The organism is Paenibacillus sp. 203, assembly GCF_037027525.1.
GTDB classification, from domain to species: Bacteria; Bacillota; Bacilli; order Paenibacillales; family Paenibacillaceae; genus Paenibacillus; species Paenibacillus polymyxa_B.
Genome location: NZ_JAXCHD010000014.1, coordinates 40,010 through 54,191 on the forward strand (window position 1 = coordinate 40,010; position 14,182 = coordinate 54,191).

Here is a 14,182-nt window from a genome sequence, read left to right on the forward strand (position 1 = left end):
TGTTACTACTTAGGTCTCCTTATGGAAAAACAATTCTTTCTCACATTCTGTTAGGATTTCCGGCCTTCGTCTTGAAGGGTGGGGATTGTAAAAAATTGATTTGCTATAAAGCTGAACAATTATTGTAGGAAACACATTATCATTGTAGGAGTTTTGATACGTTGGGCCAATAAGTTGTCACGATTGTTCAAACTCAGCCTACTTAAAGCCTAATCCTTGGCATAATTCAAACCCAAGTGATAAGCTTGGTCCAGCAGCATTTCAAAATGACCGGAATTTGAACTCAGGGTCTCATATAAGAATTCAACCTTGGAATTGGAAACCCCGCAATAATCTGCAATTCCCACATTCAGCAAATGAGTAATCATTTCATCATACTTACGCTTTTTCATCTGTTCCTTCGAAACTCCGGCCAAGCCAATCCACAAGACATGCTGATGATGCAGGTAATTCGAACCGTACGCAAACCCATTGTTCCATACACGGTCAATATAACCCTTCAGCATAGCTGGCAAATTCCACCACCAAAGAGGAAAAATAAATGCCAATGCATCATGCTCCTTCATCCGCCTCATTTCCATTTCTACTTCAGGGGAAAAGGACTGTTCCGCAACTGTCAAATCCGGTTCATCTACTCCTTTTAAAATAGGATCAAAACCAATCTCATGCAAATCCAATAACTCATAATCGTGGCCTGCATCGGCAAGACCCTGTACGAAACGATCAGCAACCTTAAAGGTCAAGGAATCTTTTCTCGGGTGTGAAACAACGGTTAATACTTTCATGCTTCTTCACTACCTTTCTCAATAGTTTACTTCTAGGAATGCTCAATGCTTGATGCTATTATATACAGTAGGAGAATAATCTGGAAGTACGCACTTTTAAGTTCTATAGGATGATACAGGTGCCATAGGAACATGGAAGTGCCCTAGGTAGATTCCCTAGAAACTGATCTGAGTAATGAATTTAAGTGATGGTTGTTCTGAGCAAACGAAGCCTTCTAAAGGAGGATTAAGAAATGACTGAACAGATAAAAAATAGGGTTCAAAAGAAGTATCAAGTTGGAGTGGAAGCGGCTTTAGAGGTGATGGGAGGGAAATGGAAGCCTTTGATTATCTACCATCTGATGACAGGACGGAAACGAACATCTGAGTTTCGTCGGTTAATACCCGGCATTACACAAAAAATGCTGACTACTCAGCTCAGAGGCCTAGAAAAGGATGAGATCGTTACACGAAAGGTTTATAATGAAGTCCCTCCTAAAGTGGAGTATGAGTTAACGGACTACGGCTGGGGATTAAAACCCGCGCTAGACCATTTATGCTACTGGGGAGAGGATCACTTGGATAAGATCCATGGAGACAAATTCAAGGTCTTGGAAGAATTCTAAGGCTGCTGTATAGAGTAACTTCAAGCTAATATTAAGCCCTCACAAAGCATTCAGTCAGAATAGCTTGTGAGGGCTTAACTGTCGTAGGTTAATATAACAGACTAACTGTCGGTCATTCCGTTATCATAGCTTAACTGCCATTCAATTCCGAACTTATCTTTAAGGCTACCGCAACATTTACTCCAAAATGTTTCTTGAAGTTCCATGCTTACGGTTCCTCCTTCTTTTAACTTATGAAAGTACGATCGAATTTTCTCTTCGTCCTTATTGACGATGGCGAGGCTGATGTTGTTTCCGGCTACGAAAGGCATACCAGGAAAAACGTCTGAGAACATGACATTACTACCATCAATTTGAAGGCGCGTATGCATGACCAAATTTTTGGCTTCTTCAGGGAGAGGATAATCGGGATTGGGTGGTGCTTCACCGAACGTCATCATTTGTGGTTTCTCAGTCCCAAATGCCTCTGCGTAAAACTCCGCTGCTTCACGACAATTTCCATTAAAGTTAAGATAAACATCAACAGACATGTGTTTCACTCCTTCAAGAATCATTATTTACTTGCAAACAAACAAAAATACAACAAGATCCGTTTTGCGAAAGTATTTGCGGCTTAACATGTTCAATTTTTAAAAGAAATGGGCATGATGATCAAAGTAATGGTATGATAGCTTAGTTAAATCTGAACGACTAGTAATGGAGTGATCATATGGGTGGAAAAAGCAAGGGCGGCGGGACCGGCAGAGGTACAGGTAGTAAGGGCTGGACACGCTGGAACAAAACTGCGAAGCCAGTAAGGACAAAAAGCGCTTCTACAAGCGCACCGGGAAGCAAAGCGGCAGGTGGCACAAAAGGCGGCACTGCCAAACCAACAAGGAATAAAAGCGGCGGCAACAGTAGCAAATAAGCCGGGAAAGTATAAGTTGTCGTAAACGTCGAACATCTGATTAAGCAAGAACAATCAGGTGTTTTTTTAATTATTTTACTTAAACTCGCATATTATAATCAGAAGCAGGTGAATCGTGAGAATTAACAAGTACATCAGTGAGACAGGATTTTGCTCACGTCGGGAAACCAACAGGCTGATTGCAGCAGGGCGAATTACGATTAATGGAAATGTTTGTGAAGCGGGCGCAGAAGTAGGGCAACAGGATATCGTGCTGATTGATGGAGAAGCTATTCCGCTCAATTCCAGTGAACCTGTATATTTGGCTCTGAATAAGCCTATAGGCATTGTTTGTACCGCAGCGGAGCAAGTGGCTGGCAATATTATTAGTTATGTCAATTATCCTTCGCGGATTTTTGCCATCGGCAGGCTGGATAAAGCGTCAGAGGGACTCATTCTATTAACCAACGATGGAAGCATCGTCAATCAAATGATGCGTTCCGAACATGGTCATGAGAAGGAGTATGTAGTGACTGTAGACCAACCTGTTACAAACGAGTTTACGCAGGCCATGTCTTGTGGCGTTGAAATATTGAACGTCATTACCAAACCGTGCAAGGTTGATCGTACGAGCGAATACGAGTTCCGCATTATTTTGACGCAGGGTCTGAACTTGCAAATTCGCAGAATGTGCAAGGCCTTGGGGTACAGGGTGCTAAAGCTGGAACGTGTTCGAATTATGAATATTACCTTGGATCATCTGGAGCGTGGACAATGGAGACATCTTGAGAAGGCGGAACTGGAGCTACTTCTTGCTAAATTGCAATAATGAGTACAACAAAAGTTTATTTGAGAACAGTATGTTCATACAGCCAACGCAACTTTAGTGATACTTTTTACGTAATTTCAACGATACCTTACCCACCAGCCATAGCACAATAGGAAACACGATACCGAAAATCATGGCGTAAAAAGGCCATACTGAAAAAAACTTGATTAAAAATTGCATATTTGGCCAAATAGAATGAACCATTGCCAATGCGATTAGGATCAGAGGAACTAAGAGAGAGTTAGCGCTTCGAAGACGAAAAGCATCTGCAAGCCCTTGCGCTGAAACATATAAAAGCAGTGCGAGTCGGAAAAAAATGGTGACAAACCAGAACACTGCAACGAAAATTTCAAACCGTTGAAGAAACTCTCCGTTACTGATTGTTCGGTTAATAAAAAAAGTAGGAAATGTCAAATTAGATACAACACCTTCACTCATCACGGCGATTATTTGTAGAACCATGAAAAAATACATGCCGCCGCTAATCAAAGCACAAGTTATCACTGTCTTTCTCCACTTTTTTGGATCGGGGATGTGCTGTGCAAAAAAAAGATACAGAATTGCCTCAAGGTAGGGAAAGGCAAACAAATTGAACGAAGCGAGAACGATAGGGTTCAAACCATACTCTAAAATAGGGAGCACATTATCTATGGTGGTATCAGAAAGAAGGGTAACCCTGACCAACAGATACAGAACCAGAAGGAAAAAAAATAGGATTTCCGCACAACGGCCAATTACAGCAGGGCCTGATCGAACGGCAAAATAAATGACTATAAGCATGATGAAATATATCGCGTCGGAGGGAGTTTCCGGCATAATAGCTATCGTGATAAAGTCGCCCAGATTTCGAAGTGTCATAATGAACACAAGAAAGGGAAAGAAAAAAATGAAAACGATGCTGATCGTCCCGCCCAAGGGACCGAAGAGGCAACGGAGATGCTCTACGAAAGATTTCCCCTGCATTTGCCTAGCGATGGAGGCATATAAAGGTATCAATAACAGATGGAAACCTAAGGAGACTGGGATGGAGAGCCAGGCATCTTGTTTTGCGACAGCGGTAATTACCGCTGGGAGCACCAGATATGCGCTTCCTATTTGATACAATGCAAACCACAAAATAGCTTGTCGAACCGTCAAATTGGAGTTCATTCCAATACCCCCCCCTTAAGATAATATTTCTGTAAGTAACCGACTTATTGGTTGAAATAGGATTTGAATGCCCTTCAGTGGAGTCGGCAGTTTAATGTTGGCGATCCGTAGGATAATCAATATAACGCCTATAATCAACAATATCGAGCTGAATACAATTTCACGCACATATTGTTTCTCCTTGAATTTTTTAAACTCATACAAAGATGTTAAAATGGAAGTTACGAGAATCACATAAAGCATTGCATTCACTCCTGATTGTGTATTCCCATATCGATTGGACTGGTAATGTCCCCGAACCGGACTAAACGATAATTGAGCTGAATATCCACTTTAAGCGTTTGAAATTTTTGTGGCCAATCCTCTTTCCATTTATGCCATTCACGTGGGAACTTGCGGTGAAAAGCTTCTCCAAACCCGAATATATCGGAACCGATTTGTTGTGCGTACGAAATGCCCTCCTTCAAAGATTGTTCCAGATGCTCTTTAGCTGATTCTTGAAGATCTCTAAATGTCTCTTCATTCTTAAGGTTGGCATTGCACGAGACCGTTCCGATATTGGATTCTGTATCCACAATAAGAGAAATGTGCGGCTCATGATCTATTATTTTTGGACGCATCTTTACTTTGGAACGGATTACTTCAACAACAAATTTTCCTTTGGAATTCGGACAATCGATGGAAGCTACGGTGCTGGAAACACGATTGGATATATAGGTAAAGGCTTTACTTTGTGAATCATCCATCCAATTGATAAGTCGGTCGCCCTTGAAAACACCAATTCCAGTAAAAAAGTATTTAACATGTTGGGGCGACTTTGTCACATTATCAATAGTTAGACCTTTTTCTAGGTTTGTCAGTCGAATACCGGTGAGAACCGGTTCAATGCCATCATCTGTGAAACTCTGTAAAATATCTTTCACATTGACCGCGGAAGTTGGAGCCCATGCTTTTTCAGAAAGCCTTAATGCCTTATACATATCCATTGCAGGCAAGACCTCGGTTGGAGTTACAAAAGTAACGGCCTCCTTTGCCGAGCTTCCTCTGACAACGGCCAAATAGAAATCAGGCCGAACTTCATGATCACGGAACAGAAAGTCCAGCGGCTCCTTGATTCCTTTTTTTGCCGTTTTTTCATCAAAAATGACAAACTTTAAGTGAGACATATACATTTTTCGGGACGATTCCGTTGTTAATTTTCGAATAGCTTCAAATATGGTATCGGCGCGTTTGGAAAAAACGATCGTTGGCGTCCGTTCCATGGGGGAATTCTGAGACATTTTCGTTGGGTCAACCACTTGTAAACTGACTTCATATTGGTCATCAACTGCATCAATGCCCAGAGCCATCACGACGGAAATTGCGCTCAATTCCTTACTGTTCCAGCAACCCGTAAAAAACACCATTAGCCAGATGGACATAATCAGTAATAAAATGGTGGATCGATACGAGTTCATGATGGTCTACTCCTTTAGTTTTTGCGATGTTTTTTGTTAGTTCTATATGGAAAACGCAATATGGCGTCCCTCTGCTCAGACGATTTGTAATTGGCAAAGGGACTTAAATACGGTACACCGAATGAATGAAGCCCATTGAGATGCACAAAGAGCATGAGAATACCAACAGTCAATCCGTACACACCAAACATAGCGGCTATGCCTATGAAAGCGAAACGTAATATCCGGATTGGAATGGCAAAGGTGTACGAGGGAATGACAAAGCTCGAAATGGCAGTTATTGCAACAACAATGACCATAACAGCCGAAACGATGTTTGCTTCTACAGCAGCCTGGCCGATCACTATTGACCCGACAATAGAAACGGCTTGACCGACCGTCCGTGGCATACGAAGACCTGCCTCCCTCAGAATTTCAAAAACCACTTCCATGATCATCGCCTCAATAAATGCTGGAAACGGAACTCCTTCACGTTGCGCGGATAAGCTTAATAACAAAACTGTTGGAATCATATCCTGATGAAATGTCGTTAATGCGACATAAATGGCCGGAGCCAACATACAGATTGCCAGGCATATGTACCTTAATATTCGAATGATACTACTGTAAATAAAGGATTGATAATAATCTTCTGCGGATTGAAGAAAGTCTACAAACACCGCAGGTGCAAGGATGGCGAAGGGAGATCCATCCACAAATATCGCAATTTTCCCCTCCATAATTCCTGCTGCAATAGAGTCTGGGCGATCAGAATTATAAAAGATCGGAAATATCGTGAGTTGTTTATTTTCTTGGAGACATTCTTCCAAATATTCGCTTTCAAGCACCCCTTCTACATGCATGTTCTTTAACTTGGATATCATGTCCTGCACCTTTTTTGGGTCAGCGACCCCATGCAAATACATGACCGATATATCGGTCTTGGTTTTTTCGCCAACTGTTATGGTAGTTAGACGTACTCTTGTATCCTTCACCCTTCGACGAACCATAGTCGTATTCGTACGTAAAGTTTCTGTAAACGACTCTTGCGGACCTCTGACCACAGGCTGTGTCTTCGAATCTGTAATGCTGCGTTCTTCCCATCCAGGCAAAGAAATGATCAATCCTTCATCCATATCGTCCAGGAGTAGGAGAAGACCACCTGAGAGGATCTGTTCCAAAGCATCTTCAAAGTTTTGAGCAAAGCTTGCTTCACCAATGTCCAAAATTGCGTTTTTCAATAACGGTAAAGTGATCTCGTCAGAGGAGACACGATCATGCAACGGACGGATCACATTGTCCTGTACCTTTTGCATGTCAGTCATTCCGTCCAAATAAAAAAGTGCGGCGTGTTTATGGCCAGCTGTGATTTCACGAACAATAAAATCCGAACTGTTTCCCATGAAGTCACAAATGAGATCGATATTCCGGCATAATTGTCTTGAAAATTTTGTATGTAACTTCATTTTCACCCTCCTCAGATAAGTAGTATTAACAATAATCCGAAATAATACCACAATAATCCATAATTGCGTTTGTTGTCGGTAAGGTCAATGACATCTTAATGGTGGAGGATTCGGGCTAAGTAATTTTTAAAAGACAGCTGCGGACAACAAGAAACTCTTGGATAAGGGGAATTTTGATATAGCAAACAGCGTGAAAGAAACCAATTGTGTGCTTAAAACATCCGTTTGACTACGGAAAACTCTAAATTCCATAGCTGGGCCTAGTCAGGACTAGTAGAAGTGTATATGGAACAACAGCATTTGAATATATGTCCCATTTAAATTGAGGAGGAGGGCATTGAATCCGTTTATATTAGAGTCCATTCAAGCTTATACTGCTGATGTGAAGAATAAACGTTTCCTGAAGAAAAACATACATTTACGATGAAGGAAGAGGAACTGAAAGTACTTTATGGAGTAAGTGATGAAGATAATTCGCATTCATTTCTAAATTATTTTTCGATTACTGTAAACATAGACTAATATTCTGTGTTTTTTTGTTTTATATATCATTGAGGGGAGGAATTCTACATGAACGAACAACTCATAAAAAGCGATGGAATAGTAATTTGTACTGACAGTTTTGGAAAGCAAGTTAACCCGGCAATATTACTGATTATGGGGGCTCAATCCTCACTGGTCTGGTGGGAGGAAGAATTCTGCCAGCGTTTAGCAGAGACAGGTCGCTTTGTCGTTCGCTATGATAACCGAGATGTTGGACGTTCTACAACCTATGAACCTGGGCAACCGGACTATACTTTCGAAGACATGGCAGATGATGATATTCGAGTATTGGATGCGTATAAGATTGAGCAAGCGCATATTGTGGGCATGTCCATGGGCGGCATGCTGACTCAAATGATAGCTCTGCGACATCCAGGCAGAGTTCTAACCGTTACCCTCGTATCAACGTCCAATTTTGCTCCCGATCTTCCACCGATGGAGGAAAAGGTTATGGACTATTTCTCGAATATGGGAGCAATAGATTGGACGAACGAACAATCGGTGGTCGATTTTGTGATAGGTAGATCAAGAATTCTAGTAGGTTCAAAACACGCTTTCGATGAGAAAAAAGTTTATAAATTAGCAAAAGAAGAATGGAAAAGAAGCAACAATATAGCCAGCATGAACAATCACGCAATGCTGTCAGGTGGAGAATCCTATCTGGCTAGGACAAGGGAAATAACCGTCCCTGCTCTGGTTATACACGGTACTGAAGATCCGATTATCCCTTATGAACACGGAATCAATCTTGCTAACGAAATTCCAGGTGCGGTTTTACTGACATTGGAAGGTACTGGACATGAACTTCACTACGACGATTGGGATTTAATAATCGATTCTATTTCAAATCACACTTCGATACCCAATTAAGTCAAACTGATGTGTAGGATAGGCTGAATAAAGCCGTTTTTGAGAGAAGCAATCTTACTGAATAAAAAGGCAATCTCCTTTTTTAGGAGGATTGCCTTTTCTATTTGTATGCCCTTATTTCATGAAAACTGAGCCAGTCTCAGGCACAAGTATCCCAAAGCTCCATCAATTTGGTTATGGCTGCATCAATGTTGTCTAGGGGCACACCATCTCTGGCTTCCGTAGATATACCTTCTAGAAAGGTAACGAATAGTGTGGTTAACATGCTAACATTTGTGGATTCTTGAAGTTCTCCGTTCTTGGTAGCTCGCTCAATACGAGCATGGAACTTGTTCCTAGTCACTGCTCTTTGCCTGGTCAATAGTTCTCGAATATGAGTGTTTTCCGGCGAACAAGTATTTGCAGAGAATATGACTAAACAACCCAAGGGATGGGTCTGCTCAGTCTGCATGATTGCTGAACATCTTAAGGCTAATTCAATAGCTGTGCGCGATGAAAGTGAATAGTTTGTAAGGCTTGTCGATACTTGTCCGTATGTAGCCAAATACTGGTCCAGCGCTTCTTTGAATAATGCGTCTTTTGATTCAAAAGCTGCATAAAAGCTGGCTGAGGAGATGCCGCCCATCGCCTTTTTGAGCTGAGCCAAAGAGGTTGATTCAAATCCATGCTCCCAAAACAACATCATAGCTTGGGAGATCGCTTCGTCGCGACTGAATTTACGTGGTCTTCCGGTTCTAACCATGGAGTCGCCTCCTTTTATCTTGTACTTATATACTAATCGATCCAAAAGTAATTGACAAGACCGAGAGGCATCTTTAAAATATGGAATGATTGATCCATAATTGAAATAAAAGGAGGGCAAATCATTGGTATATGTGTTTGATTTTTCGCTTGAACTTGTTTTGAAATCGATATTAAGGAGCTGCGCTAATGTCCAGCAATAATTCTTCTACTACTGCAAAGATTGCTTCTTCCGTCTCATCTGAGCGCTTTCCCTGGCTTGGCCTGCTCGCTTTGGCTATGACAGGATTCATCTGTATTATGACGGAAACGATTCCGGCTGGTTTGCTTCCGCAAATAAGCAAGGGACTTTATATTTCAGAGGCAATGGCTGGTCAACTGGTCACTGTCTATGCCATCGGTTCTTTAGTGGCTGCCATCCCTGTAGCTATAGTTACCCGCCAATGGCGGAGGCGTCCGCTGTTACTTCTGGCTATCTGCGGTTTCCTGGTTTTTAACAGTGTCACCGCAATTTCCTCCAGCTACATACTGACGCTGGCTGCCCGTCTGCTGGCAGGAGTTTCGGCTGGAGTTCTATGGGGTATGATCGGCGGTTACGCTCTCCGCATGGTCTCTGCTACATTGAAGGGGAGGGGGATGGCGGTTGCCATGGTTGGAACGCCCATCGCCTTGGCTATTGGTGTCCCGGCGGGAACGTTTCTGGGGAACCTTATGGGTTGGCGTTCTGTTTTTGGAATCATGTCGCTACTGACTGTTATACTGATCGCGTGGGTGCTTTGGAAGGTGCCGGACTATCCGGGACAGTCCTCCGATAAGCAAGCTTCGATCTATGCAGTCTTCCTTACACCGGGGATTCGGCCCATACTATTGGTTGTACTGACCTGGATGACAGCACATAATATTCTCTACACTTATATTGCTCCATTTCTTGCGTCCAATGGGATGGGGGAGAGAGTGAGTCTGGCGCTGGCTTTCTTTGGCATTGCTGCTCTTGTAGGTATATGGATAACTGGCGTATTCATCGACCGTTGGCTGCGTAAGCTTGTCCTTATTAGTCTTATTTCCTTCGTCTTAATTTCTATTGCCATGAGCTTTAGCAACTCCAATGTCCTTATCATCTATATCATTGTTACGGTATGGGGTTTAACTTTCGGCGGCGCAGCAACGCTATTGCAAACGGCGCTTGCTCAGGCTGCAGGGGAGAGCAAAGTGGATATGGTGATGCCGATTAACACGACCGTATGGAATCTGGCTATCGCTGGCGGCGGGATGGCTGGGGGTATTTTACTTGAAACTTTTGGTGCGGGATCATTTTCATGGGCATTATTCACGCTCTTATTCCTTGCGCTTCTCGTGGCTTGGGTTGGCAAAAAGCATTCTTTCCCTCCACAGTAATATGGTAATTAGTGAAGATTTTTTTAAAAATTTTCTTGTTATGACTTCTAACTTTAATGCACAGAAGATGCTGTCCCAAGGACAGTTGCAATAAAATAAAGAGCATTGTCCAGGTCGATGTTGTCGACAGGGCAATGCTCCTTGTGTTTGCATTCAATCTTACTATAAAAATGAGGTGCAATACGCACCAGACTGGACAGCCTGTAGTTCGACTTCGCCATCCTCCAGAACTAGTAGCAACTGATGCTCTGTGTCTGCGAACGGCTTGTCGCCTGAGGGGAGTTGGGTATGTACATAGACTATATTATGATGGTCCCTCTTCGTTCCTTTGTAAAGCCAATAAAATGACCCATACTCTTGGTGGAAAACTGATTACGATGGATGGGAAATCTACAATAAAAGAGAATTTTACGTTGGTTGAAAAACATTTATTGAAATAATGCACAATTAGATTAAGACTAATATTTATTTCTTAGAAATGTTATCCCGCCGGGTAGGGCTTTATTTGGTTCGTTCTATTTAGTAAATAGTCTGTGCTTGTATGGTGGAAATTAGCTAGTCTAATTAAAATCTCCGTTGGAATGTCTATTTCCCCACGTTCATAATTGCTGTATATTCGCTGGCTACAATTCAGATAATCGGCCATTTGAGTTTGAGTCAAATCCTTATCTTCACGTAAATCTCGAATCCGTTGATACATCATATTCACCTCGAACTAAGAATATCTTAGCGAAATAATCGCTATTGATTTTTAGCGAATAATTCGCTAAAATTAGTCAGAGGGTTAATAATACATATCATGAAGGAGTAGAACATGAGTATCTTGGAGAGCTTTTATTACGGAAAATGTAACCCAAGTGAACGAATCAAATCGAAAGACACTGAGTTTGAACTGGTCTCTCAGAGAATAGCCGATGCTGAGGAAGCCCTCAAAACAAAATTGCCAGAACAGGATTACAAATTAATTGAAGAGCTTTCGGATTTACAAGATGTTTTAATTTCCTTATTGTCCGCTTCGGCTTATATTGAAGGTTATAAAATGGGGGCACTAATAATGATTGACGTATTTGACGGGAAAGAAGAGTTGAAATAGGTAGTTCAGAAGATTGTAGGGGGCGATTATAAAAAAAATTTGAAAGGTAGCTCCTTCATGAGGAGTTACCTTTTTTATTTCTAAAAGTAGCTAGCCTGCCGGATAAGGTTTTTTTTGTTTCGTTCTGTTTAACAAGTAGTCTGTGCTTGTGTTATGGAAATCAGCTAGTTTGATTAGAATCCTTGTAGGAATATCAACATCGCCGCGTTCGTAATTGCTATAAATTCGTTGACTACAATTCAAATATTCAGCCATTTGGGTTTGAGTCAAATCTCTATCTTCACGCAAATCTCGGATTCTTTGGTACATCTTCTCACCTCCAAACCAAGAATATCCCAGCGAAATAATCGCTATTTATTTTTAGCGAATATTTCGCTATTTAGTCGGAGGATTTCATTTAGGTTTAGAGCATGAAGGGAACAAATATATGTGCATCCATATATTGTTTGAAGTATATGATTTTGAGACTCAATGTTTTTACCAAATATGCGCACCCACCGTTTCTTACTGCGCTTGCTTCTGTAGACATGATTTATGTTCCCTAATTTGGTTTGTTGAAAAATCAAAAGGTCGGCACATTGGCCGACCTGGTTCACCGAGGCTCGAAAGCGGCGGTGTGTTCCTTATTTAATTTTCCATGATATAAATATATCATGCTAAAAGTCTAACGAACGGCCATCATTCGGTCAAAAGTTATTTAATAAACAGTCTCTTTTCACAGGTTATAATAACCATTTATTATCCAAATACTATGAATAGATATTATTACAGGAAAAAACATCTACTATATCCCTCTATTTTACAAGTATATATAATTCATGTTAGTATATTGATGAAAATACCAAATATATGAAGAGAGGATTGATTTTATGCAAAAGTTTAAGCAATTGGGTATCGCGTCATTATCAGCTCTTATGTTATCATCGTTTACACTTCCTGCTTTCGCTAATGCTCAAGCTGTAAACAACGTAGAATCTTCTATAACTTCAGAGACTAAGATAGACTTGGAAAATGGAATTGTTGATGAAAGAGTAGAGCAAGAATTAAGACAAGTTGATTATGATGACCTTTTCAAAACTGTAGGCACTAATCTTGGAATGGTCGATACTCAACGTCCATCTGGGGAAGTAAGTACACAAGGCTGGAGATCAAAGTTCGCAAAGGAAGTAGCGTTAGAATTAATTTCTAAACTGAAAAATATTGGATCACGTGCTTGGAATGAACAGATAAAAATTTATGTAGATAAGATACCACTTTTGACCGACGGTGCAAAAGAAACTTTGAAATATTATCTTGGTTATCAAGTAATAATGCAAGCTTTGGATATCATGGTAGATTTCACAGGCACAGCAGAGGACGGTCTTGCTTACGCCTTAAAATATGTTGGGTTGCCTGCGTGGTTGGCCGAACCCGCATCCAGAGCTATTGTCTTCTTCTTGCTGTAAAATCGGAAAAAAGGGGGACTAAACGTGTACATACTCGCATTGATTATACTTATTACTACAGGTTTGGTATCCATAGCTGATATTTTGTTTGATATAAAAGATTCCGGTGAAGGAATCAGGTTGATGGTTAAAACTTCACAGGCTCTATTCTTTTTATCATTGTTGTTTTTTACAGTAAAAAGCGGTACTAAGAAAAGAGACTGAACTCGTCACACACAGAAAAAGGGTGGAGTTGATAAACTATATCAACTCCACCCTTTTTAGTTATTCGTCGTACGTGTTGATATAACCACTGCTTCTATTGGCTTAGCAAACAACTTCACTTCCATTGTTTGTTTGTTATTTAATCACTTCCAGTCTCAATGCAGCAGCTAAAATACTCAATACCTCGATCTTGATCCTCCTAAACGTGCCCTCGCTAATCCCCATTTCCCCGCAACTAATGTAATCAAACTCTCCTCATCATCCAAATAACTGCGCTGGATAACCTCTCGTTGTATACTGGACAATTTGCTCATTGCAAGCTCCAGCAGCCGATCTTTAGCCTGAAGCTTTGCCTCCCTGTTCACGTTGTATGTGGCGATGTTCTCCGTTTGCTTGGATATTTCATTTGCCGATTGATGCTCTCTATATGAATACGCCTAAGTAATTGCTGCTTCCCGACGTACAAAGCCAATCTGACGATTCTGACGAACTGTTTCCAAATATTCCTCCACCGCAAGGCTGGTTGCTTTTTCGTCGACTAAGTCCTCCTGGTAACCATATTCCAATAAAAATTTTCGATAACCCTTAGTCATAGCGTGCTGCTCCTTAGGGAGATTACTTTGATGTAAATTGACTAAAATAAGATATATATTTCGAATATTCTGCTGAAGATGAGGCATTAGAAAGGTACTTCTTTATAATGAGGAGGAGCTGTATTTAATAAATATAAGTCAG

At 41.1% G+C, this 14,182-nt stretch carries 20 protein-coding genes; 8 read left to right on the forward strand and 12 right to left on the reverse strand.

Translation table 11 applies throughout. The annotated features are described in order from the left end of the window. Positions 1–209: 209 nt before the first annotated feature. Complete coding sequence (locus WA407_RS23150) at positions 210–785, reverse strand: NAD(P)H oxidoreductase (RefSeq protein ID WP_336078479.1); 576 nt, start codon at positions 783–785, stop codon at positions 210–212. A gap of 233 nt (positions 786–1,018) precedes the next feature. Between WA407_RS23150 and WA407_RS23155 the strand changes: the two genes are divergently transcribed. Continuing rightward, positions 1,019–1,390 carry a winged helix-turn-helix transcriptional regulator gene (locus tag WA407_RS23155; protein ID WP_061830172.1) on the forward strand — a complete coding sequence of 124 codons (372 nt, stop codon included), beginning with the start codon at positions 1,019–1,021 and terminating at the stop codon, positions 1,388–1,390. Positions 1,391–1,491: 101 nt separating this feature from the next. Here WA407_RS23155 and WA407_RS23160 read toward each other — a convergent pair whose 3' ends face one another. Further along, positions 1,492–1,920 (reverse strand): VOC family protein, encoded by a 429-nt coding sequence (locus WA407_RS23160; RefSeq protein WP_336078480.1) that lies wholly within the window; start codon positions 1,918–1,920, stop codon positions 1,492–1,494. A gap of 179 nt (positions 1,921–2,099) precedes the next feature. Between WA407_RS23160 and WA407_RS23165 the strand changes: the two genes are divergently transcribed. Both WA407_RS23165 and WA407_RS23170 read left to right on the forward strand, forming a co-directional pair. After that, positions 2,100–2,297: a DUF3934 family protein gene (locus WA407_RS23165; RefSeq protein WP_013310240.1), complete on the forward strand. Its 198-nt coding sequence runs from the start codon at positions 2,100–2,102 to the stop codon at positions 2,295–2,297. A 115-nt stretch (positions 2,298–2,412) separates the two neighbouring features. Next, positions 2,413–3,105, forward strand: a complete 693-nt coding sequence (locus WA407_RS23170) for a pseudouridine synthase (protein WP_336078481.1) — start codon at positions 2,413–2,415, stop codon at positions 3,103–3,105. A gap of 54 nt (positions 3,106–3,159) precedes the next feature. Here WA407_RS23170 and WA407_RS23175 read toward each other — a convergent pair whose 3' ends face one another. Genes WA407_RS23175 through WA407_RS23190 form a run of 4 tightly spaced genes read right to left on the reverse strand, consistent with a single transcriptional unit; the run spans position 3,160 to position 7,156 of the window. After that, on the reverse strand, positions 3,160–4,254 hold the full coding sequence (locus WA407_RS23175) for a GerAB/ArcD/ProY family transporter (protein WP_336078482.1): 1,095 nt from the start codon (positions 4,252–4,254) through the stop codon (positions 3,160–3,162). 15 nt (positions 4,255–4,269) lie between these two features. Next, the gene (locus tag WA407_RS23180; RefSeq protein WP_336078483.1) at positions 4,270–4,497 is read right to left on the reverse strand and encodes a hypothetical protein; all 228 of its coding nucleotides are present in this window, start codon (positions 4,495–4,497) and stop codon (positions 4,270–4,272) included. Between the two features lie 5 nt (positions 4,498–4,502). Next, positions 4,503–5,711: a Ger(x)C family spore germination protein gene (locus WA407_RS23185; RefSeq protein ID WP_336078484.1), complete on the reverse strand. Its 1,209-nt coding sequence runs from the start codon at positions 5,709–5,711 to the stop codon at positions 4,503–4,505. A 14-nt stretch (positions 5,712–5,725) separates the two neighbouring features. Further along, the gene (locus WA407_RS23190; protein WP_336078485.1) at positions 5,726–7,156 is read right to left on the reverse strand and encodes a spore germination protein; all 1,431 of its coding nucleotides are present in this window, start codon (positions 7,154–7,156) and stop codon (positions 5,726–5,728) included. 570 nt (positions 7,157–7,726) lie between these two features. Between WA407_RS23190 and WA407_RS23195 the strand changes: the two genes are divergently transcribed. Continuing rightward, complete coding sequence (locus WA407_RS23195) at positions 7,727–8,569, forward strand: alpha/beta fold hydrolase (protein ID WP_336078486.1); 843 nt, start codon at positions 7,727–7,729, stop codon at positions 8,567–8,569. Positions 8,570–8,708: 139 nt separating this feature from the next. Here WA407_RS23195 and WA407_RS23200 read toward each other — a convergent pair whose 3' ends face one another. Next, positions 8,709–9,311, reverse strand: a complete 603-nt coding sequence (locus tag WA407_RS23200; protein WP_254327442.1) for a TetR/AcrR family transcriptional regulator — start codon at positions 9,309–9,311, stop codon at positions 8,709–8,711. 188 nt (positions 9,312–9,499) lie between these two features. Between WA407_RS23200 and WA407_RS23205 the strand changes: the two genes are divergently transcribed. After that, the gene (locus WA407_RS23205) at positions 9,500–10,705 is read left to right on the forward strand and encodes an MFS transporter (protein WP_336078487.1); all 1,206 of its coding nucleotides are present in this window, start codon (positions 9,500–9,502) and stop codon (positions 10,703–10,705) included. Positions 10,706–10,758: 53 nt separating this feature from the next. Here the strand turns inward: WA407_RS23205 and WA407_RS23210 are convergent, their stop codons facing one another. Both WA407_RS23210 and WA407_RS23215 read right to left on the reverse strand, forming a co-directional pair. After that, positions 10,759–10,926 (reverse strand): hypothetical protein, encoded by a 168-nt coding sequence (locus WA407_RS23210; protein WP_336078488.1) that lies wholly within the window; start codon positions 10,924–10,926, stop codon positions 10,759–10,761. A gap of 260 nt (positions 10,927–11,186) precedes the next feature. Then, a complete protein-coding gene (locus tag WA407_RS23215) occupies positions 11,187–11,405 on the reverse strand; it encodes a helix-turn-helix domain-containing protein (RefSeq protein ID WP_076295896.1) in 219 nt (72 codons plus the stop codon). 114 nt (positions 11,406–11,519) lie between these two features. Here WA407_RS23215 and WA407_RS23220 point away from each other — a divergent pair, with 114 nt between their 5' ends. Next, positions 11,520–11,798, forward strand: a complete 279-nt coding sequence (locus tag WA407_RS23220) for a DUF6809 family protein (RefSeq protein ID WP_336078489.1) — start codon at positions 11,520–11,522, stop codon at positions 11,796–11,798. Between the two features lie 90 nt (positions 11,799–11,888). Here WA407_RS23220 and WA407_RS23225 read toward each other — a convergent pair whose 3' ends face one another. Further along, positions 11,889–12,107, reverse strand: a complete 219-nt coding sequence (locus tag WA407_RS23225; RefSeq protein WP_044645949.1) for a helix-turn-helix domain-containing protein — start codon at positions 12,105–12,107, stop codon at positions 11,889–11,891. 560 nt (positions 12,108–12,667) lie between these two features. On the opposite strand from WA407_RS23225, the gene WA407_RS23230 reads away from it, so the two are divergent. Both WA407_RS23230 and WA407_RS23235 read left to right on the forward strand, forming a co-directional pair. Next, positions 12,668–13,243, forward strand: a complete 576-nt coding sequence (locus tag WA407_RS23230; RefSeq protein ID WP_322252602.1) for a hypothetical protein — start codon at positions 12,668–12,670, stop codon at positions 13,241–13,243. 24 nt (positions 13,244–13,267) lie between these two features. Beyond that, a complete protein-coding gene (locus WA407_RS23235) occupies positions 13,268–13,447 on the forward strand; it encodes a hypothetical protein (RefSeq protein ID WP_029515064.1) in 180 nt (59 codons plus the stop codon). Positions 13,448–13,623: 176 nt separating this feature from the next. Here WA407_RS23235 and WA407_RS23240 read toward each other — a convergent pair whose 3' ends face one another. Continuing rightward, entirely contained in the window at positions 13,624–13,812 is a 189-nt protein-coding gene (locus tag WA407_RS23240; protein WP_230585205.1) for a hypothetical protein, read from the reverse strand. A gap of 72 nt (positions 13,813–13,884) precedes the next feature. Further along, positions 13,885–14,040 (reverse strand): hypothetical protein, encoded by a 156-nt coding sequence (locus WA407_RS23245; protein WP_230585206.1) that lies wholly within the window; start codon positions 14,038–14,040, stop codon positions 13,885–13,887. Positions 14,041–14,182 lie beyond the last annotated feature (142 nt).

Coding starts and splice junctions, on each gene's coding strand:
- WA407_RS23150 (WP_336078479.1), bottom strand. CDS start 785: ATGAAAGTATTAACCGTTGTTTCACACCCGAGAAAAGATTCCTTGACC.
- WA407_RS23155 (WP_061830172.1), top strand. CDS start 1,019: ATGACTGAACAGATAAAAAATAGGGTTCAAAAGAAGTATCAAGTTGGA.
- WA407_RS23160 (WP_336078480.1), bottom strand. CDS start 1,920: ATGTCTGTTGATGTTTATCTTAACTTTAATGGAAATTGTCGTGAAGCA.
- WA407_RS23165 (WP_013310240.1), top strand. CDS start 2,100: ATGGGTGGAAAAAGCAAGGGCGGCGGGACCGGCAGAGGTACAGGTAGT.
- WA407_RS23175 (WP_336078482.1), bottom strand. CDS start 4,254: ATGAACTCCAATTTGACGGTTCGACAAGCTATTTTGTGGTTTGCATTG.
- WA407_RS23180 (WP_336078483.1), bottom strand. CDS start 4,497: ATGCTTTATGTGATTCTCGTAACTTCCATTTTAACATCTTTGTATGAG.
- WA407_RS23185 (WP_336078484.1), bottom strand. CDS start 5,711: ATGAACTCGTATCGATCCACCATTTTATTACTGATTATGTCCATCTGG.
- WA407_RS23190 (WP_336078485.1), bottom strand. CDS start 7,156: ATGAAGTTACATACAAAATTTTCAAGACAATTATGCCGGAATATCGAT.
- WA407_RS23195 (WP_336078486.1), top strand. CDS start 7,727: ATGAACGAACAACTCATAAAAAGCGATGGAATAGTAATTTGTACTGAC.
- WA407_RS23200 (WP_254327442.1), bottom strand. CDS start 9,311: ATGGTTAGAACCGGAAGACCACGTAAATTCAGTCGCGACGAAGCGATC.
- WA407_RS23205 (WP_336078487.1), top strand. CDS start 9,500: ATGTCCAGCAATAATTCTTCTACTACTGCAAAGATTGCTTCTTCCGTC.
- WA407_RS23210 (WP_336078488.1), bottom strand. CDS start 10,926: ATGGCGAAGTCGAACTACAGGCTGTCCAGTCTGGTGCGTATTGCACCT.
- WA407_RS23215 (WP_076295896.1), bottom strand. CDS start 11,405: ATGTATCAACGGATTCGAGATTTACGTGAAGATAAGGATTTGACTCAA.
- WA407_RS23220 (WP_336078489.1), top strand. CDS start 11,520: ATGAGTATCTTGGAGAGCTTTTATTACGGAAAATGTAACCCAAGTGAA.
- WA407_RS23225 (WP_044645949.1), bottom strand. CDS start 12,107: ATGTACCAAAGAATCCGAGATTTGCGTGAAGATAGAGATTTGACTCAA.
- WA407_RS23230 (WP_322252602.1), top strand. CDS start 12,668: ATGCAAAAGTTTAAGCAATTGGGTATCGCGTCATTATCAGCTCTTATG.
- WA407_RS23245 (WP_230585206.1), bottom strand. CDS start 14,040: ATGACTAAGGGTTATCGAAAATTTTTATTGGAATATGGTTACCAGGAG.